Source organism: Baaleninema simplex PCC 7105 (genome assembly GCF_000332355.1).
Taxonomy (GTDB): domain Bacteria; phylum Cyanobacteriota; class Cyanobacteriia; order Cyanobacteriales; family Geitlerinemataceae; genus Baaleninema; species Baaleninema simplex.
In genome coordinates this window covers 2,905,275-2,924,201 of record NZ_KB235958.1, presented here as the reverse complement: position 1 = coordinate 2,924,201, position 18,927 = coordinate 2,905,275, and the positions used below count along the sequence as shown (strand labels likewise).

15 protein-coding genes are annotated in these 18,927 nt (G+C 53.2%); 11 read left to right on the top strand and 4 right to left on the bottom strand.

The window, feature by feature from the left end; translation table 11 throughout:
• Nucleotides 1–104: 104 nt before the first annotated feature.
• Nucleotides 105–317: a DUF4277 domain-containing protein gene (locus GEI7105_RS40490; protein ID WP_281166996.1), complete on the bottom strand. Its 213-nt coding sequence runs from the start codon at nt 315–317 to the stop codon at nt 105–107.
• Between the two features lie 22 nt (nt 318–339).
• Nucleotides 340–459 (bottom strand): DUF4277 domain-containing protein, encoded by a 120-nt coding sequence (locus GEI7105_RS40485; RefSeq protein ID WP_071592018.1) that lies wholly within the window; start codon nt 457–459, stop codon nt 340–342.
• A gap of 308 nt (nt 460–767) precedes the next feature.
• Here GEI7105_RS40485 and GEI7105_RS0115025 point away from each other — a divergent pair, with 308 nt between their 5' ends.
• The 10 genes from GEI7105_RS0115025 (at nt 768) to GEI7105_RS0114985 (ending at nt 12,262) form a co-directional block, all read left to right on the top strand.
• Nucleotides 768–2,267: a hypothetical protein gene (locus GEI7105_RS0115025; protein ID WP_051044149.1), complete on the top strand. Its 1,500-nt coding sequence runs from the start codon at nt 768–770 to the stop codon at nt 2,265–2,267.
• A gap of 295 nt (nt 2,268–2,562) precedes the next feature.
• The gene (locus tag GEI7105_RS39065) at nt 2,563–2,739 is read left to right on the top strand and encodes a hypothetical protein (protein ID WP_017661263.1); all 177 of its coding nucleotides are present in this window, start codon (nt 2,563–2,565) and stop codon (nt 2,737–2,739) included.
• Between the two features lie 87 nt (nt 2,740–2,826).
• A complete protein-coding gene (locus GEI7105_RS38520) occupies nt 2,827–2,994 on the top strand; it encodes a hypothetical protein (RefSeq protein WP_158413215.1) in 168 nt (55 codons plus the stop codon).
• Nucleotides 2,995–3,086: 92 nt separating this feature from the next.
• The gene (locus GEI7105_RS0115015; protein ID WP_144053820.1) at nt 3,087–3,971 is read left to right on the top strand and encodes a DUF4382 domain-containing protein; all 885 of its coding nucleotides are present in this window, start codon (nt 3,087–3,089) and stop codon (nt 3,969–3,971) included.
• Nucleotides 3,972–4,381: 410 nt separating this feature from the next.
• Complete coding sequence (locus tag GEI7105_RS0115010; RefSeq protein WP_017661261.1) at nt 4,382–6,166, top strand: choice-of-anchor K domain-containing protein; 1,785 nt, start codon at nt 4,382–4,384, stop codon at nt 6,164–6,166.
• A gap of 582 nt (nt 6,167–6,748) precedes the next feature.
• Complete coding sequence (gene iscB / locus GEI7105_RS0115005) at nt 6,749–8,182, top strand: RNA-guided endonuclease IscB (RefSeq protein WP_026097677.1); 1,434 nt, start codon at nt 6,749–6,751, stop codon at nt 8,180–8,182.
• Nucleotides 8,139–8,693, top strand: coding sequence for a carboxypeptidase-like regulatory domain-containing protein (locus tag GEI7105_RS0115000; protein ID WP_017661259.1), 555 nt, complete (start codon nt 8,139–8,141; stop codon nt 8,691–8,693). The genes iscB and GEI7105_RS0115000 overlap by 44 nt, the downstream gene beginning before the upstream one ends.
• Nucleotides 8,694–8,713: 20 nt before the next feature.
• On the top strand, nt 8,714–9,370 hold the full coding sequence (gene cbiM, locus GEI7105_RS0114995) for a cobalt transporter CbiM (protein ID WP_017661258.1): 657 nt from the start codon (nt 8,714–8,716) through the stop codon (nt 9,368–9,370).
• A 132-nt stretch (nt 9,371–9,502) separates the two neighbouring features.
• The gene (gene cbiQ / locus GEI7105_RS0114990) at nt 9,503–10,282 is read left to right on the top strand and encodes a cobalt ECF transporter T component CbiQ (RefSeq protein WP_017661257.1); all 780 of its coding nucleotides are present in this window, start codon (nt 9,503–9,505) and stop codon (nt 10,280–10,282) included.
• A 288-nt stretch (nt 10,283–10,570) separates the two neighbouring features.
• Nucleotides 10,571–12,262: a methyltransferase domain-containing protein gene (locus GEI7105_RS0114985; protein ID WP_017661256.1), complete on the top strand. Its 1,692-nt coding sequence runs from the start codon at nt 10,571–10,573 to the stop codon at nt 12,260–12,262.
• Between the two features lie 293 nt (nt 12,263–12,555).
• Here the strand turns inward: GEI7105_RS0114985 and GEI7105_RS33565 are convergent, their stop codons facing one another.
• Nucleotides 12,556–15,762: an ATP-binding protein gene (locus GEI7105_RS33565; protein WP_017661255.1), complete on the bottom strand. Its 3,207-nt coding sequence runs from the start codon at nt 15,760–15,762 to the stop codon at nt 12,556–12,558.
• A gap of 191 nt (nt 15,763–15,953) precedes the next feature.
• Nucleotides 15,954–17,873 (bottom strand): vWA domain-containing protein, encoded by a 1,920-nt coding sequence (locus tag GEI7105_RS30725; RefSeq protein WP_017661254.1) that lies wholly within the window; start codon nt 17,871–17,873, stop codon nt 15,954–15,956.
• A 164-nt stretch (nt 17,874–18,037) separates the two neighbouring features.
• Here GEI7105_RS30725 and GEI7105_RS0114970 point away from each other — a divergent pair, with 164 nt between their 5' ends.
• Complete coding sequence (locus GEI7105_RS0114970; RefSeq protein WP_017661253.1) at nt 18,038–18,736, top strand: RibD family protein; 699 nt, start codon at nt 18,038–18,040, stop codon at nt 18,734–18,736.
• Nucleotides 18,737–18,927: the final 191 nt, after the last annotated feature.

Here is an 18,927-nt window from a genome sequence, read left to right as displayed (position 1 = left end):
AATATCCGTAAGTAATTTCAATCGTTCCCGATTCCCCGGAGTTAGGGTAGTCTCCATGAACGTGAAACGAACTTGAGTCGAGATGGTTGGAATTTACCGTTAATTCATACTTTTTTACCGTGGTCTAAGGCAATGGCCACAAAAATTCGATTGAGTCCAAATCGATAAATTTTATCGAGAACCCTGCCCAGTCGATCGTCATTTAAATACTCGGCTTTAATTCCTTCTCCCAGTAGGTTTTCTACCGCCTTACTTTCAAAGAAATTCTTAAAAATATAAAGAGGGGATGACACTAATCCCATGCCATTTAAAATCATGGCTTTAACGACGAGACCCGCGCTAACTTTTTCCGTCTTTTTTTCTCCGTAGTAAGTCGTTGACGATTTCGACAATTCCGATTTCGTCAATGATTCCCGCCACTAACCCCAAGTGGTCTAAATTTTTGACCTCTACCGACATAGTCTCTTCCTTTTTCTGATGGCTACATTTTTTGATTGATGACAGAAAAGCTTGCCGGAAGTCATTCTGCATATCCTACTATTTTTGTCAAGTCAGTTGGCTCTTGAATGTTATTTTCAAGTCAAGGGGTCAGTTGGCTGAGTCGAAATACCTAATTCTTTTCCGATTCAATTTATACTACTTATACACTACATTTGAAGTGCGGAATGTGGGTTTAAGAGATAGAATCTCTGTTTTTTAGGTATCGTTTTTTGGGAAAGATTATAATTTAAAAACTTCGATCGCCCCCTAATCCGATGTCACACCCGATGTCACACCCAATATCCAAGCTGAAATCGACATTTTCCCAACCCCTCGATAAAGTGGCGATTTCTCTGTGCGTCGCCCTCGCAGTCCTGACGATCTTGTTACTCCTCGGAGGCGATCGCAGCGTTCCCCGCGTCCGCGACTTTAGCTGGAGCGATCGCACCGTCTCCGCCAACGATCGCGCCTTTATTCTCACCTTCACCCGCCCCATGAACCTCAACAGCGTCGAAGAGAACCTGACGATCGATCCGCCGCTACCGGGAAAAATCAGTTGGGCGGGGCGACGCATGGCGTACACCCTCGAATATCCCGCCTCCTACGGAACAGACTACACCCTCAGACTCGCCAGCGCTCGCGATCGCTTCACCGAAGCCAGCGATACCGAACACTTTCTCGATCCCTTTGAAGGAACCTTTCAAAGCCACGATCGCGCCTTCGTCTACCTGGGTTCCGAAGAAACCGAACGGGGACAACTGATTCTTTACAACTTCACTCGCGACGCAAAAATCGTCCTAACTCCCGCCGATTTAACGGTGATGGACTTCCAACTCTACCCCGACGGCGATCGCGTCTTGTTTTCAGCGATCGACCGGGGAAATCGCGACGCCGGACTTACCGACACCCAACTGTTTACCGTCACCACGGGACTCGATTTCGACGACACCAACACCGAACCACCGGGGAAAATCGATCGCGTCCTCGACAACCAAACCTATCAAAACCTACAGTTCGCCCTCTCCCCCGACGGAAGTACCATCGTCGTCCAACGGGCCAACCGCAAAAACCCCGGTGCGGACTTCGGACTCTGGGTCGTTCGCGACGGACAAGCCCCCAAAAAATTCGAGGCGTTACCCGGTGGAGAGTTCGTCATCGCCCCCAACAGCCAAGAGTTGGCGATCGCCCAAGGTCAGGGAATCGCCCTGATCTCCCTGGCTAAAGGAGACGAAGGAAACGAACCGTTGCAATTCTTTCCCCAATACGGACGCATTATGGGTTTTACCAACGACGGAAACGCCGCCGTTATGGTGAAATTCAACACCGACTACACGCGATCGCTATTTTTAGTTCCCAGCAGCGGCGACCCCCAAGAACTCCTCAACACCACCGGATCGATCCTTCAGGCGCAGTTCGACCCCAGCGGACGATACTTATACTGTTTGCTCACCGAACTCATCGAAGCCGAAGAATACATCGAACGTCCTTATATTTTGGCACTCGACCTCGAAAACGAAACCTCTCGCGAACTGCTGCGTTTCGAGACGAGTCCCATCGACTTACATATGAGTTTGTCCCCCGACGGTCGAGCGATTCTGTTCGATCGCCTCCTCACCGACACCGACACCAACCGTCCCGACGTTCCCCTCACCGACTCGGGAGACGCGATCGCCTCGAGTCAGTTATGGGCGTTGTTTCCCCTCGCGACCGCTGACGGCGAACTCGCCCCGCAACCTCAACCCGAACGACTTCCCCTCGACGGCTTTCGTCCCCGTTGGCTTCCTTAGTAAAGCGTGACACGCGAGTTGGCGATCGCGGGGTTCGATCGGAGATCTGAAAATACGCAAAAGAGTTAAAGCCTTTCCACGATAACTGTAGGATTTTATCGAAAACTTAGGCATGAGTTTGCCTCGTTTGACGATCGGTATCACAACAACCGAGCGATCGCGATCGTATCGTCCGATACCTCTCAGTCACCCCCGAACCTTTTCTAACTTACGATACTGTAACTAAGACAGAACATTGAGATATTCGATCGTGTTTCCACCAATTGCCCTACTCCCTGGCGCTATCTCCGAAATTATGGCTTCCGTTGCCCGAAACGGATATTTAACCCTAGCCGATCGATACGGATTAATGGCTGCCACCCTAGACGACTCCCTGAGCGAAATCGAACGGTCTGCCACTAATCGACTGCTGAGAGCTGTAGTTCGAGGAAAAGTCAAGCTAGTCGATGGCATTTCGGCACTTTATTTCTAAAATCTCGCCGTATTTCAAGCAAAAACAAGGAAATTTTGTCATTTCCGAACTTAACTTTTTGTAGCTAAAGGTAATGAGGTGTGAGCGATGAACGATATTCACCCAATGGGTCTCGCCGTACGACTTTGGCGATCGATACTCCTCACCCTCGCATTTGCACTTTTGTTTTACCTTCTCGAACCGCAGGTTTCGCCATCGCCAAGCCTACAGCTTTCCTCGCCGTCTCGACCTGTCGCTGTCCGTGCGCTCCCCTAGACGAACTGCTCGTCTCGAATTCTCCTGCTACACTAACAAGGCAGATCCATCACTTTTAGCGATATTCTTTTAGTTTCGCGATATTTTGCAAAATGATGAAACTGCCATTAAGCCACTCCACCAGCCTCGCCGTTCTCACTGCCACCTTACTGATCGGAGGGTGTGCCAGTAACACACCGACTCCTCCTGAAACCGAGTCGTCGGAAACCTCCGAACTCCCCACAGAGACGACCAGTGACGAACCGGGAACCCTCAGCGTTCGAGCCAACGGTGAAGATTTCGTCCGTCAGGGATTTACCACCAAAGACGGTTGGAGCGTTCGCTTCGACAACCTCTACGCTCATCTAAGCGACGTAACAGCCTATCAAACCGATCCCCCCTACGACGCCTTTTCCGGTGGCGAACCCAACGCCAAAGAAAGCATCGTTCTCGTCGAATCCCAAACCGTCGATCTCGCCGCTGGAGACGAAGCCGCCGAGCCGATTCTCCTGAGCGAAGTCGAAGCCCCAGCAGGACAGTACAACGCCCTATCGTGGAAAATGACGCCTGCTAACGACGGTCCGGCTGAGGGATACAGCATCGTTCTCGATGGAACTGCTGAGAAAGACGGCGAAACCATCGATTTCGTGCTGCAATTCAGCGAACCCCTTGCGTTTACCTGTGGTGAGTTCGTCGGTGACGAGCGAAAAGGGATTCTGTCCTCCGGTGGAACGGCCGATCTCGAAGCCACCTTTCACTTCGATCATCTCTTCGGAGACGGAGACGCCCCCGCTGACGACGAAATCAATACCGGAGCGTTAGGATTCGAGCCGATCGCTGCTTTAGCTGAAAACGGAACCGTCGAAGCCGATCTCGAGACGTTATCCACCCGCCTGTCTCCGGAAGAGTACGAAACCTTGATACAGCTATTACCGAGTTTGGGACACGTCGGCGAAGGCCACTGTCACGAATCGATGACGGCCGAGCCAGGGGAATAGACACAGGACGAGATCGGGACGTGACGTGCAACCTCCCGATCTCGTCTTAAAAGTTCGATATTTTTCGCATCCGATCGAAAATCTCCTACGTAATTCTACTGAGAAAATATCAAAAATTGAAGCTTAGAAAGCTGTGACGGGACGTTACGAAAACCGACTAAGTTACCGATAAGATCTGACCTGCCGAAAGAGTCTCAGGGATTGGGATAGCTCGACAAAAATTCTTTAAAAATCAAAAAAATCAAAAAAAAATTCTACATTTTGGGAACATTTACGCTTCGCGTTCCATCTAGCTTTCAAGGCGGGACAGCCCGCGATCGCGCGCGCGGCAGAATCATCGGGTGCTTTATCGTCCCGACCCTATGAATTTGTAATTCGATCGACCAATTCATCTATAGAGGAACTGAGGCATGGATGACGATTTAATGATGGATATGCTGGACGACCCCGATACCGGCGGTCCGATGGACGACCTAGACGACACAGGGGTTACGGACGACACCATCAGCGGCGGCATGACCGACGACACCATCAGCGGCGGCATGACCGACGACACCATCAGCGGTGGCATGACCGACGACACCATCAGCGGCGGCATGACCGACGACACCATCAGCGGTGGCATGACCGACGACACCATCAGCGGTGGCATGACCGACGACGAAGGAAGCGACACCACCGACGAAGGAAGCGACACCACCGACGAAGGAAGCGACACCACCGACGACATGAGTGATGACAGTGGCGACGATGTCTCCGGCGACGGTGGCGATGGCGTCTTTATCGGCACGTCCTTCGGTCAGTTTTCCGGTCCGGTCGAAGACAATCCCGACGCCGTTTACGAACTCAGCGACGATAACGGTGGAACCGAAAATCGCTTCGAGTGGGGAGATCCCGTTTCCGACAGTTTCTCCAACATCGTCCAATTCGACGGTAGCGACTTTGGCACCGAAGCGGGCGAACAGTTCAAAATCGGTCAACTGTTCTATCGCAACGGAACCACCAACAGCAACTTCAACGGCGATTTCGGCTTTAGCCTCAACATCGATATCGACGATCTCGACGACGATCCCGAATCCTTCGACTTCTTCTTCAATATTCTCAACACCCCGAACGAAACCGGAGATCCGGTCGAAGACGGCGATCGCCTGCGCTTTGCCACCAGCGGCTTGAGTCCTCAAACCTTTGAATACGAAGGCGGAACCTACACCATCGAACTCGACGGTTTTTCCATCGACGGTGGTTCGAGTATCGAAACCGGATTCGACGCTCCCGAAGAAAGCTTCCAAATCGCCAACCTCTACGGCAAAATTACCCAACTGTCCGAAGGAAGCGAAGATGCCTTCGATCCGCTGCCTGACGAAGATGTCGGCGATATCGCTGACGGCGGCGGTGTCTTTGTCGGTGGCGACGGAACCGGAAGCGGTGCGGTCGCCGGTTCGGTGTTAATTAAAACCGAAGCCAAACTGAGCGTGTTCTGGGGCATCAGCACCTCTGCCGAAATCAAATTCAATAACGGCGAATTCGTCGAACTTCCGGCAGAAGGTGGCGAAACTGACCTCGACGACCTCGACGAAAACGTGGTCTCTGGTAGCGACAACGACGACACCGTATCTGGCACCGACGACAACGACGTAGTCGCCTGCAACGGTGGAAACGACGAAGTCAACGGAGAAGCCGGGAACGACGTTATCGCCTCCGGTGACGGCGAAGACATGGTCATGGGCGGCGACGACAGCGACATCATCAACGGCAACACCGACGACGACATGATGATGGGTGGCGACGGAGACGATGTCGTTTATGGCGGTCAAGGTAACGACCAACTCATGGGTGAGGACGGCGACGACGTTCTCATCGGCGACATGGGGTCCGACCAACTCATGGGTGGCGAGGGTGACGATAACTTCGTCCTGCGTGCCGAAACGTCCAGCGACACCACCTCCGCTCAAGAAGCCGACTGGATTCTCGACTTCCAAGCTGGCGATCGCATCGGGATTACCCAATCGCTCAGTTCCAGCATCGAGTTCGTCGTCGAAGACGTGAATGCCGATGGCGTGGACGATATCGCCCTGCGCGTCGAAAGTAGCTTCTACCTCGGCGTCGTGTTGGGGATGGGTAGCGAGGACATGGAATCCGTACAGGAAGCAGTCTTTGACGTTTCCGATTCGGACTTCTTTCTCGGGATCGGCTAGCGATCGCCCCGTTGCGGAAGTTTCCCAAACCGAACCTTTCGCTTGAATTCCCAACCTCCTGAATTTTGCGGCCCCTTGCGACACAATAAAAGCAAGGGGTCGCTTTTTGGCACTCCTGATACGGAATCCGAATTTCAAATACTGGTTTTACTCAGTCAGCCAAGCCCCTCTCTGTGTCCTCTGTGCCTCTGTGGTGAAGACTTTTTGAAACCTAGCTTATCGGAAAAGGATGGAGTATGACCTGAAAAAACATGGAAATTTCCCAAGCCCGAGAAAAAGGCGATCTACGATAACGGAGTCGCCCCAACGCGATCGACAAGGAGGGAACATTGATGAAGTCAACGACCCGACACTGACCCTTCGGGTACAGTGCGGGCTTGAAAAGCCCGAGAGTTGACCAGGCTAAGTCCTTTACGGACTCCGTTATCGAGGTCACGACACCGACGAGTTAGCCAGCTTGTTGCTCTGTCGTCGGTCGTTAAACAGCTTTACTCGGGTTAAGGCAGTGCGACCGACCTCACAAGCCTCGATAACATTGCCGAGGCAAACGTTACGTCGCCTAAGCGACAGGAGTAGACAGAAATGTCTAATTTTGTTTTTGTACTCGATACGAACCGACAGCCCCTCACACCGTGCCATCCCGCACGGGCTAGGGAGCTGTTAGCCAAGGGAAAGGCGGCAGTTTACAGGCGCTATCCGTTCACTATCGTTTTAAATCGTGCTGTGGGCGACGTGCCGCCCGAAAGCCAACTCAACGCTTCGACTCCGCTCGCTTCGACTTCGCTCGCTTCGACTTCGCTCAGCGTTGAGTCCTCGACTCCGCTCAGACTCAAGATAGACCCCGGCTCCCAAACCACCGGATTGGCTGTCGTCAATGGCAACCAACTCGTGTGGGGCGCGGAATTACAACACCGAGGCGATCGCATTCAAGCGAAATTGGAAACCCGTCGCGTCTGTCGTCGGAATCGTCGGAACCGCCAAACACGATATCGCAAGCCTCGGTTTCTCAACCGCACCCGTCCGAAGGGTTGGCTTCCACCGTCTCTCAACGCTTCGGCTCCGCTCAGCGTTGAGTCCGAGCGGAGTCGAGGACTCAACCATCGGGTCAAAACCACGTTGACGTGGGTGAACCGTTTACGAAAACTTTGCCCCATTGCATCGATCTCTCAAGAACTCGTGCGGTTCGACACCCAGAAACTTCAGAACCCCGAAATCAGCGGCGCTGAGTACCAACAGGGCGAATTGTTTGGCTACGAGGTTCGGGAGTACCTGTTGGAGAAATGGGGTCGAAAGTGCGCCTATTGTAGTACTGAGAACGTACCGTTAGAGGTCGAACACATTCACCCCAAATCGAAGGGAGGGAACGATCGCATCTCCAATCTCACCCTTGCCTGTCGTCCGTGCAACCAGTCCAAAGGCAACCGCAACGTTCGAGAGTTTCTGTCGGGTAAGCCGTCCGTTCTCGATTGCCTCTTGAGACAAGCCAAGGCACCTTTAAAAGATGCGGCGGCGGTAAATGCGACCCGCTGGAAGCTATACCAGCGATTGAAAGAGACCGGTTTGCCTGTCGAAGTGGGAACAGGCGGACAGACCAAGTTCAACCGCACCCGATTGGAGTTGCCGAAAGCTCACTGGTTGGATGCCGCTTGTGTAGGAGAGACGCCATCACTCCATTTAGTAACTGAAACCCCTATGGCGATCTTGAGTAAAGGTCGTCCGACGAGATTTCGCACCCTCATCGACCGCTACGGTTTTCCCCGTGCTGTGAGGAAAACCAAGGCGCAAGTCAACGGTTTGCAGGCAGGCGATATCGTGCGAGCCACTGTGCCGAACGGGAAATATCGCGGACAGTGGACCGGAGCGATCGCCGGAGTGAGAGAAAAACGCCCTCCCGCCCTGCGTCCCTTCGGGGGAAAGCAGCTCGATTTAACCGCTCAAACGCAAATTCATGTAATTCACAAACAGGATGGTTATGAATACGGCATCAACCCGTGCGGGCATTCCTCCCGACGCTGACCGCAAGCGGTACAGCGCGGGGCCCCTGCCCGCTTATAGCTGGCAGCAGACCATCGCCCTGTGGGGACTCGTACTGTTCGGCTCAGTCGAACCCGCCCTAGCCCACGGTGCGAATATTGCCTATCGCAGCCAAACGGCGATCGAACTCCAGGCTACCTACGACTCAGGAGAACCGATGGCCGAAGCTCAAGTAACGGTTTACGCTCCCGACAATCCCAGCGTCCCTTGGAAAACTGGCACGACCGACGACGCCGGACAGTTCGTGTTCGTTCCCGACGGCGATCGCACCGGACCCTGGACGGTCAGCGTCCGTCAAGCCGGCCACGGCGACATCGTTGCGATCGACCTCGACAATAGCAACGGAACGGCCGCCGCCAGCAATACGCAAAGCGAGACCGCTTGGGTTGCCGAAGCCGCAGAAACCAACCTTCCCCAACGCCTGTTAACTGTCGCCGCCGTTACTTGGGGCTGTATTGGCACTGCCTTGTACTTCAGTCGCCACAAATCGTAGATTGTTCTCAAAGGTCGTTTATGCACATTGCCGACGGGTTTCTCCCTGCCAAAGTCTGTCTTGCCGGATATGCCGTCACGGGTGCGGCCACGTGGTTTTCCCTGCGTCAAATTCGCCGCGATCGCGATCCTCAAGCCAACATTCCCAAAGCCTCGTTACTCACCGCAGCCTTTTTTGTCGGATCGCTCATTCACATTCCCATTCCCCCCGCTAGCGTTCACCTGGTTCTCAACGGGTTGCTGGGGGCAGTCTTGGGATACTACGCCTTTCCCGCCATTCTCGTCGGGTTGTTTTTCCAGGCGGTGATGTTCCAACACGGCGGGATGAGCGTTTTGGGGGTCAACGCCGCCATGATGGGCATTCCAGCATTCCTGTCAGCGTATGTCTTTCAGTTTCGCCACCGCTTTGGCAGCGACCACCGCACGACTTTGAGCGTGTTTGGATTTCTCGCCGGGGCGTTAGGCGTCGGATTGTCAGCTTTAATCTTTTTTGCGATCGTCATCGCGAACGTTCCCAGCAATCTCAACGCCGAAGCCGAACGTTCCGCCGTCTGGATTTTAACCCTGTCCCAAATCCCCCTCGTCATTATTGAAGGCGTGTTTACGTCGATGCTCGTCCTGTTTCTCCAGCAGGTCAAACCCAGCCTTTTACAGTCAACAGTCAACAGCGAGCAGTGAACAGTGTTTCAGTCACCCGTCGCCAGTCACCCGTCACCAGTGAAGACAGTTTTCAGGTGACAGTTTCTCCCCCTCTCCCTTGCTCCCCCTCTCCCCCTTTCCCTTTCTCCCCCTCTCCCCTTCTTTACTGAAATGCGTCACGGCTTAGACGAATACGCCCGCTTAGATTCCCCCTTACACCGTTGGGAACCGCGATGTAAGTTCGTGGGATTAATGGCGTTAATTTTTGCGTTTTCCTTTATCGAGGATTTGTACCTGTTGCTCCCCATGCTGGGGATTACAGTGCTGTTGTACAAGCTCTCTCGCTTACCGAAAACCTATTGGTGCGATCGCCTGCACTATCCGGGCTATTTTCTATTAGGTGTGGTGGTAGTGTTGCCTTTCGTTTCGGGGGAAACGATACTGTTCGAGATCGCTGGGCTGGCGGTACGCTGGGAAGGACTGCTCGATGTGGTCGAAATTGCTACGCGGTTCCTCTGTATCGTGACGGTGAGTTTGGTGTTGTTCGGGACGAGTCCCATCGCCACGACACTACGAGCGATGCGATCGCTGGGCGTCCCGTCGCTGATTACCGATATGATGCTATTGTTTTATCGCTATTTGTACGAAACCCTCGATCGCCTGACACAAGTTCAAACAGCAATGCGATTGCGGGGTTTCAACAGACAACAGTTGAGTTGGCGCAATCTCAGGATTCTGGCGTCCCTCGCCGGAACGCTCCTCGTGACCAGTTACGAACAGTCGGAACAGGTTTATCGGGCGATGCGTCTGAGGGGATACGGTCGCTCGACAGCTCGGGTGTCGGAGATTCCCGTTCGTACTGTCGATGCGATCGCGTTGGGGGGCGTGTTAGCCGTATCTCTTACCTTAGTCGTTTTACAAAGTCTCGGTATCGAAATTTGGAAATTCTAAACACTTCTCGATCGAAAAAGGAAGACACAAAAACTGTATTTTTTAACGAGTTTTAGATCGAAGCATTTATATTTTAAATATTCGTGTTTTGTATTTTTAATTTAATTTTTTAAAAATACAAAATCAATAGAGTCTTGACTAATTCAATAAAAACGCTATCGGTCGTAAATTGAATTTTTAATAAAGATACTGTATGTAACTGTACATAGCGAAAAATCACATTTAGTCAAAATTCCGATTAGTTCGCGTTACACTCAAACGTAAAAAAATAGAACACAGCCATTTCTAATGACTCGAGAATATTACGATCGCATTAACCACCAACTCCTCGATGCTTTACCGATCGACGTCGGGCGAATTATCGAAATTGGCTGTGGAACGGGCGCTCTCGGTCACGCCTACAAACAGAAACATCCCAACACGGAATATATCGGCATCGAACTCGAAGCGGAGGTGGCCGAAATTGCCCGAACGCGGCTCGATCGCGCGATCGCGGCAAACGTGGAAAACCTCGACGATCCCCAACTGCAATTTTCTCCCGAAAGTGTCGATTGTCTCGTCTACGGCGACGTTCTCGAGCATTTGGTCGATCCCTGGCGCGTGTTGAACCATCACGTGAAATGGCTAAAACCGGGCGGATGGGTAGTTTCTTCCATTCCCAACGTTCAAAACTGGACGATTTTAAGAGACTTAATTCGAGGACAATGGGAATATCAAGACGAAGGATTGCTCGATCGCACCCATTTACGCTTTTTTACCTTGGAAACCGCACAAACCATGTTCGCCGAGGCGGGTTTACAAGTGCGACAAGTCGGGCGTACTATTTCTCACGACCCTCGAGAATTCGAGGCACTGTATCCCCACCTGGAAATGGTGGCAAAAACCCTCAACCAACCCCTCGATCGCTTCAAACTTCTGGTTGAAACCCATCAATTCGTTTTAGCCGCCACCAAACCCCAACGTCGTTTGTTAATTCAAACTTTGATGATGGCACCGCTGGCGTGCGATCGCGTCCGCGTTCTCGAACCCGACGAATTCAGCAACAGAATCCCCGGCGTGCGTGCGGTGTCGTCCGTAAAAAATGCCGCCCTCAACATCGCCGAACCCTCTGAAGAAAAAGTCTTCGTGTGGCAACGGGCGTTATTAGAACCCAAAATCGCCATAAAACAACAGAAAAACTTACTCGATCGCGGCTATCTCATCGTGGCAGAAATCGACGACGATCCGATGCGGTGGCCGCAATTCGAGCAAACGGACTTCTTCAGCTACCGTAGCTGTCACTGCGTCCAAACTTCCACCGAACCGTTGGCGGAATTCCTACGTCAATTTAACCCTTACGTGAAAGTTTTTCTCAACCATCTCGCAACGCTGCCACCACCGCGATCGCCCGCCGATTACGACGCCGCAACCGTCTTTTTCGGAGCGTTAAACCGAGAAGGAGATTGGAAACCCTTAATCGGTTCGATAAATCGAGTCTTGAGCGAATTCGGCGATCGCGTCACCGTGAAAGTCCTCCACGATCGCAGCTTTTTCGATGCCCTTAACACCCCGAACAAAGCCTTCGCACCGTTTTGTCCTTACGAAACCTACCAACAAGTGCTGCGATCGTCGACTGTCGCGTTACTACCCCTCGAACCCACGCGTTTCAACCAGATGAAATCCGATTTGAAATTCGTCGAATGCGGCGGTCAAGGATTAGCTGTCTTAGCCAGTCCGACGGTATACGAACGGAGCCTCATCGACGGTGAAACCGGATTGATTTACCGTTCCGCAGACGATTTCGAGGCGAAATTCCGCGAACTCCTCGCGAACGCAAACTTGCGGCGCAAACTGGGAACGAACGCCTATCACTGGGTCGCAGCACACCGCCTTCTCGAACGTCACCCAAGCGATCGCGCCGCCTGGTATCTCGAAATGCGCGATCGTCTCCCCGAACTCAACGCCGCTCTCCGTCAGCGAGTGCCCCAATTGTTCGAGTGAGCTTCTTCACTCTTAACTGTCAAGCGTGCACCCTTGTCTGTTGGCGGTGTACATTGGCGGTGCGTGACAGAGCGATCGGTCTCACGTTCGACACCCCATTTTTCAGGTCACGCACCCTTGTCTGTTGGCGGTGTACATTGGCGGTGCGTGACAGAGCGATCGGTCTCACGTTCGACACCCCATTTTTCAGGTCACGCACCCTTGTCTGTTGGCGGTGTACATTGGCGGTGCGTGACAGAGCGATCGGTCTCACGTTCGACACCCCATTTTTCAGGTCACGCACCCTACGACTGTCAATTGTCCGTTATTTTCGATCGCGTTGTTTCGACCCGATCGAGCATTTGGGAGAGTTCCTTTAACCCCTCGTCGGCACCTTCTAACGAGTTCGCTTTCGCTCGTTCGTTGAGTTGGCTCGATAACGCCATCATCGAAGGAATCCCCACGTTCCCGCTGGCACCTTTTAACTGGTGGACGAAACGAGAAAAGGTTTCGGCGTCGCGGGCTTCTAACGCTTGGCTGGCACCTTTTAAATATTCGTAAGCGGATTCTAAAAACGAATCGAGCAGCTCGATCTCGAACTCTGCATCGTCGCCAGAGACCTCGTGTAACCGGTTCCAATCGATAATATCTTCTGATTCCGAACGCGATCGCTCGCCGTTGACGCTGTTGACAGGATCGGCGTCGAGGTCAGTTGTTTCGCTCGCCTTTGTCGTTACCGTACGCCGTTCGTTCGTGCGGGACATCCAAGACGCCAGCACTCCTTTTAGCTTGTCCATCGTCACGGGTTTGGCGAGGTAATCGTCCATCCCTGCATCGAGACATTTTTGCCGATCGCCTTGCATGGCGTGCGCTGTCAGTCCCACGATCGTCGTGTGGCGATCGCCGTTGGCTTCTAACTGCCGAATTTCACGAGTGGCTTGATACCCATCGAGAACAGGCATCTGACAGTCCATCAACACGATATCGAAGACATTTTGCGACAGGCGATCGACCGCCTCGCGTCCGTTGTTCACGCATTCAGCTACATACCCGAGGAGTTTGAGTTGGTTCATCACCACCTTTTGATTGATGCGGGTATCTTCGACCACCAATACCGTTCCGAGTGCGGTCGCCACTGCATCCTCAGTCGGTGGAGACGACGCGATCGCCCGAGCGACGAGAGGTAGACTGGGTAAGGCGATCGAATCGTCCTCTTCGTTCTCCGGTCGCGTTGGTGCGTTCGATTCTACGGGGCGATCGATCGCGGCAAACTGAGCCGTAAAGCGGAACGTCGAACCTTTACTCGGGCAACTTTCGACCCAAATTCGACCGCCCATCTTCGTAACGAGTTGCTGACAGATAGCCAGTCCCAACCCCGTTCCGCCATACTTGCGGGTACTCGAAGCGTCCACCTGCGAAAAAGCTTGAAACAACAGGTTGAGATCCGTTTCAGAAATCCCAATTCCCGTATCGCTGACAGAAAATTCCAAAATCGGCATCGTGGGGGAACCTTGGGAATCCGTAGTGTTTCGCCCCGAAGAGGCCACGCGCCGCACCGACATCGTTACCGAACCGCGATCGGTAAATTTAATCGCGTTTCCGACCAAATTCATCAAGACTTGGCGCAACCGCCTCGAATCTCCCAATAACTGCATAGGAAGATCGGGTTCGCGCTGAACTTGTAGGGTCAAGTTTTTACTTTTGGCCTGTACGGCGAACAGGTTGACCACCTCTTCGAGACAGGTTTGCAACTCGAACGGATGGCGATCGAGCTTGAGCTTGTCCGCTTCGAGCTTCGAGAAATCGAGAATGTCGTTAATTAAATTGAGCAAATGTTCGCCGCTGGTTTTGAGAGCTTGTGTAAACTCGAGCTGCGTTTCGGTAAGATCCGTCGTCAGCAATAAATCCGTCATCCCTAACACGCCGTTCATGGGGGTTCGGATTTCGTGGCTCATGTTGGCCAAAAATTCTGACTTGAGGCGAGCTGTTTCTAACGCCGCTTCTCGAGCTTCGACGAGTTCGTTAATTTGCGTGCTAGCGATGACGATTCCGCCGACGCTACCATCGGGTTTGTACCAAGGATGGATCGCCCAACGCAGGTGAAGAACCGATCCGTCGTCGCGCTTCCAGGTATCTTCGGGGTTCGAGGCCATTTCCCCTTTCAGAGCGCGATCGTACATGGCTTTCCAGCGATCGGGAATGTCGGGAAACACATCGTAGTAACAGCGTCCGACGAGCGATCGCCCTTCCAAATCGTAATCAGAAAGCCAGGTATTGCTGTGGGCGAGATAGCACATTTGCGTATCGACCATCGCCATCGCGACCGGAGCTTGGGTGACGATTTGGCGCAGTTGCTGTCGTTCGGCCTCGATGGTGGCTTCGTAGCGTTTGCGTTCGGTAATGTCGCGCACGATCGCCAATACTTCGTCGTCGCCACTGGTGACGATTCGCGCCTCGAAATCGTGTAACTTGCTTTGGCCGGTTTTGCGATCGGGGATGCGAAGTTGGTACTCGAAAATCTGCACCTCTCCCGTGGTTCGCGCTCGCTCGGCATAATACATATTGCGATCGGCCAGTTCCGTCGGCAACACTTCATACAAGCTTTTACCGAGAAACCCACTGCGGGACAACAGCAACGGTTGGTCTTTATCCGCCTGCACGTCGAGATAGGTTCCGTCGGTTCGCAGACAGAACATCGTATCGGGAATCGCTTCGAGCAAGGCTTTGTTTTTAATCTCGCTTTTTTGGACTTGTTCGGCCCGCTGCTCGAGATACAAAACCATATCTTGGATTTGGCCGGTCATGCGACTGAAAGACTTCGCCAGACCCCCCAGCTCGTCCTGACGTTCGAGATCGAGTTTCGACAGAACGTCGATGTCCGTCGCCCGCTGAAATTCCCCTTCGGCGACCCATTTCGTGGCTTCAGCTAGCTGACGTAGCGGCTCGGAGATCGAACGACTGACCCACCAAGCCACCGCCCCACCGCCGGCTGTCACCAAGAGGGCGATAGGAATGCTGCGATTGCGAGTTTCAGTGGCTTGACGGTTGATATCTTCTGTCGATACCGTTACGCTGATGGCACCGACGGTTTCGGGGCCGACTTGTACCGTTTGGCCGGCTAGGAGACGATCGCCCTCCCATTCAAAAACGGGACTTCCGCTGCTCAAGACGCTCTGACCGAACGGATCGGGGGTCGGGGTCGATACCGTTCGGGCCGTATCGGCAACGATATTACCCTGACGGTCGTAGACGCGGCCGGAAACGATCGAGCCGTTTTCTGCCAGTTGCGACAGCAGTGTCTGCAACGGTTCCACGTTGCCCCGCAGCAGATTGTCAGCCGAGGTTTCCGACAGAACGTCTAACGCTAACTTCGTGCGAGTTTGAAGTTCGCGGTGGAAAATTTGCCGTTTGCCCCGCAACGACAGTAATGTAACGCTCGTGACTCCGATGAGGGTAGATAGAGCGATCGTGGTGGTGAGTTTGACCGCAAGCGGCCATCGTCTCCAGCTCAGTTGGCGCATACGACTTCTTCAAATGGGAGGCGGTAGCAAACGAAAGTGATGTCGAACCGGGCGATCTAACGAGGCGCAACTTCTACAAAGGCACTTCGTTCGACCGCCCGTCAATTGGAATAGGGGGGACAACACACCTCTCTAGAATAACTGTTCTGTTTTGCCAACGGACGACTCCCCACGAGGCGAAGATCGACGCTCTATCGGCGATCGCCTAACAGTCGATAGCTCTCGAGCAGACGTAAAAACTCCGCGCGATAACCGTTGCGATCGCCACCTCGGGCGCTGTCGGCTAAGTCCCGCACCAACTCGACATTGGTATTCCCTTTATACTCGGAATCGCGCAGCAACATCCCGAAGCCGGCTACGGCCGCCGCAAAGCGAAAATCCTCCGACGCGCGTTCTAACGATACGCCGCGATCGACCACCGGACGTTCGATAAGCTGCGATTCGTCTTCGGTGGGATTTTTATAGCGTAACTTCACGAGCATTAACTCGTCGCTATCGGCGAAATCGCTGGTTTCGCTGGGTTGCTGGTAGCGCAACTCGTCGATTTCGGGCAGTTCTACGTCTAACTCGACGCCGACGGGAACGATTTCGTACAACGCGGTGACGGAATGTCCCGCTCCCAACTCTCCCGCGTCGCGGGTGTCGTCGTTGAAGTCTTCGTCTTGCAGCAGTCGGTTTTCGTACCCGATGAGTCGATACGCTTGCACTCGAGCCGGGTTGAATTCCACTTGAATTTTGACGTCTTTGGCGATCGTGAGCAGCGTACCGCCCAACTCGTTGACGAGGACTTTTTTGGCTTCGAGAATGTTGTCGATGTAAGCGTAGTTGCCATTGCCGTGGTTGGCCAACTGTTCCATTTTGGCGTCTTGCAAGTTCCCGGTGCCGAAGCCCAAGACCGTTAGGAAAATATCGTCGTCTCGTCGGTCTTCGATGAGTCGAATTAATTCGGCTTCGCTAGACACGCCTACGTTAAAATCGCCGTCGGTGGCTAACACGACGCGGTTGTTGCCCTCTTCGACGAACTGCTCTCGTGCCAGTTCGTACGCCAGTTGAATGCCTTCGCTTCCGGCGGTAGACCCTCCGGCTTGCAGTTGGGCGATCGCGTCGAGTATGACATCTTTCTCGTCTCCCGAGGTCGGTTCTAACACGACTCCGGCTGCCCCTGCGTACACGACGATACTCACGGTGTCGTCGGCGTCGAGTTCGTTGACGAGCAACCGAAACGCTGATTTAAGTAAAGGGAGTTTGTTCGGAGCGTTCATCGACCCCGATACGTCGAGGAGAAATACCAGGTTACTCGGGGGTAAGTCTTCGGTGGGGATGGATTTGCCCCGCAAACCGATGCGGACGAGTTGGTGGTTGCGGTTCCAGGGCGCTTCGGAGAGTTCGGTGGTGAGAGAAAACGGTGTGTCTCCTTCCGGTTCGGGGTCGTTGTAGGTAAAGTAATTGATGAGTTCTTCGACGCGCACGGCATCGATGGGCGGCCGCTGTCCGTTGTTGATGAAGCGGCGCACGTTGCTGTAAGACGCCCCGTCTACATCGATGGAAAAGGTGGAAAGCGGGTGGTTGCTGGCACGGCGAAAGCGGTTTTCGTCGATGGGGTTGTAGTCTTCGCGATCGTACGCGCCCATGTCGCCAGATGCCGGACCTCGTGTAGCTCCAGCGGCCATGGGTGGGGCTTGTAGACGTCGAATTTCAGTATCGGATGAATCGCTCTGGGCTTCGCTCGGCGGTGCGTTGGCCGATATACCACCGATCTGTGAAACGAGAGTTTGGAGGGCTTGGTTTTCTTCTGGGGTGAAGAGAGTCCAGAGGTTCGAGCGATTGAATCGCTCCCAACAAACGAGGAGGGCGTTTGCGAGTTCCTGTTCTTGGAGGGGGCGTCCGCTGCGCGTCACGAGGGAACCGTCGCTGTAGCGTACCGCGCAACCATAGCGGTTCGCCATTTCGACAAACGCCCAAATATCGGGGTGTGTCGGTTCTAGGACGGCGGGAAGGGAAGGCGACGTTTGGGCGAGGGTGTTTGGCGATCGCGTCAAGCCGACACCGCCAACGGCGATCGCACCGCTGACGGAGACTGCACACAAGAGTTTGAATAGAGTCGAGCGCATGGTATTTCCTCCTCGAGATCGCGAGATCCTTTTTATATTTTTTGAGTTTCTAATGGGGCTGTTTGAAATAGAATTTCCCAATTTGGTGAGAGTTCCCCTCTCTTCGTACACTTGAAGTACGCCAAATTTCGAGAGATTTCAAAAAAACGTAACGGTTGAGGTTTATGTCTGAGTCGTCTAGTTCTCGCCCCCATGCCACTGTCGTCCTCGCGATGAGTGCTGACGGTAAAATTTCTGACGTGACGCGATCGAACGAAAAGTTTGGTTCTGCCGCAGATTTCGCTCATTTAGAACAGCAAGTGGCGATCGCTGACGGCGTTATCGTCGGAGCGGGAACGCTGCGAATGGGAGATACGGCTATGCGGGTGATATCGGAGGAATGGTTGGAGTCTCGCAAAAAGGAAGGCAAACCGCCGCAACCGGTGCAAATTGTCTGTACGCGATCGGGCGATCTCGACGCGGGTGCGAAGTTCTTCAGTCAGCCGATTCCGCGCTGGTTGCTGACGACGACGGAAGGGGGCAAACGTTGGCAAAATAATTTGGGATTCGATCGCGTGTTAACGGTCGATGGAACGGATGGTAACGTCGATTTAACGGAGGCGTTTCGACAGTTATACGATCTCGGACTTCGCCGCCTCGCCGTGCTTGGGGGAGGCACGTTTATCGCTGAGTTATTTCGACGACAGCTCGTCGACGAACTATGGTTGACGGTTTGTCCCTATATTTTTGGCGGGAAGGAGGCTCCTACTCCCGTTGACGGAAAAGGCTTTAGTTCGGGGTCGTTTCCCGAGTTAAAGTTACTCGATGTCAATCCGGCAGGAGAGGAAGTCTTTTTGCATTACCGCGTCGAGCGATCGATCTAGGCTTTTTCCAGAATCGAAATCGTTCAAAACCCCGGTATCTTGCAAATATCGGGGTTTTTACAAGTTGCAATTTTTTGAGGGTTGGGGATCGAAGCGCCTCACGTCAATTTCCAGACTCAATTTTTAACCCACATTCCGCACTTCAAATGTAGTGTATAAGTAGTATAAATTGAATCGGAAAGGAATTAGGT

Excerpts from the sequence above, each read along its gene's own strand:
- GEI7105_RS30725 (WP_017661254.1), bottom strand. The coding sequence starts at position 17,873 with ATGCGCTCGACTCTATTCAAACTCTTGTGTGCAGTCTCCGTCAGCGGT.
- GEI7105_RS0114985 (WP_017661256.1), top strand. The coding sequence starts at position 10,571 with ATGACTCGAGAATATTACGATCGCATTAACCACCAACTCCTCGATGCT.
- cbiM (WP_017661258.1), top strand. The coding sequence starts at position 8,714 with ATGCACATTGCCGACGGGTTTCTCCCTGCCAAAGTCTGTCTTGCCGGA.
- cbiQ (WP_017661257.1), top strand. The coding sequence starts at position 9,503 with ATGCGTCACGGCTTAGACGAATACGCCCGCTTAGATTCCCCCTTACAC.
- GEI7105_RS0114970 (WP_017661253.1), top strand. The coding sequence starts at position 18,038 with ATGTCTGAGTCGTCTAGTTCTCGCCCCCATGCCACTGTCGTCCTCGCG.
- GEI7105_RS40490 (WP_281166996.1), bottom strand. The coding sequence starts at position 317 with ATGATTTTAAATGGCATGGGATTAGTGTCATCCCCTCTTTATATTTTT.
- GEI7105_RS33565 (WP_017661255.1), bottom strand. The coding sequence starts at position 15,762 with ATGCGCCAACTGAGCTGGAGACGATGGCCGCTTGCGGTCAAACTCACC.
- GEI7105_RS38520 (WP_158413215.1), top strand. The coding sequence starts at position 2,827 with ATGAACGATATTCACCCAATGGGTCTCGCCGTACGACTTTGGCGATCG.
- GEI7105_RS0115015 (WP_144053820.1), top strand. The coding sequence starts at position 3,087 with ATGATGAAACTGCCATTAAGCCACTCCACCAGCCTCGCCGTTCTCACT.
- GEI7105_RS40485 (WP_071592018.1), bottom strand. The coding sequence starts at position 459 with ATGTCGGTAGAGGTCAAAAATTTAGACCACTTGGGGTTAGTGGCGGGA.
- GEI7105_RS0115025 (WP_051044149.1), top strand. The coding sequence starts at position 768 with ATGTCACACCCAATATCCAAGCTGAAATCGACATTTTCCCAACCCCTC.
- GEI7105_RS0115010 (WP_017661261.1), top strand. The coding sequence starts at position 4,382 with ATGGATGACGATTTAATGATGGATATGCTGGACGACCCCGATACCGGC.
- iscB (WP_026097677.1), top strand. The coding sequence starts at position 6,749 with ATGTCTAATTTTGTTTTTGTACTCGATACGAACCGACAGCCCCTCACA.
- GEI7105_RS39065 (WP_017661263.1), top strand. The coding sequence starts at position 2,563 with ATGGCTTCCGTTGCCCGAAACGGATATTTAACCCTAGCCGATCGATAC.
- GEI7105_RS0115000 (WP_017661259.1), top strand. The coding sequence starts at position 8,139 with ATGAATACGGCATCAACCCGTGCGGGCATTCCTCCCGACGCTGACCGC.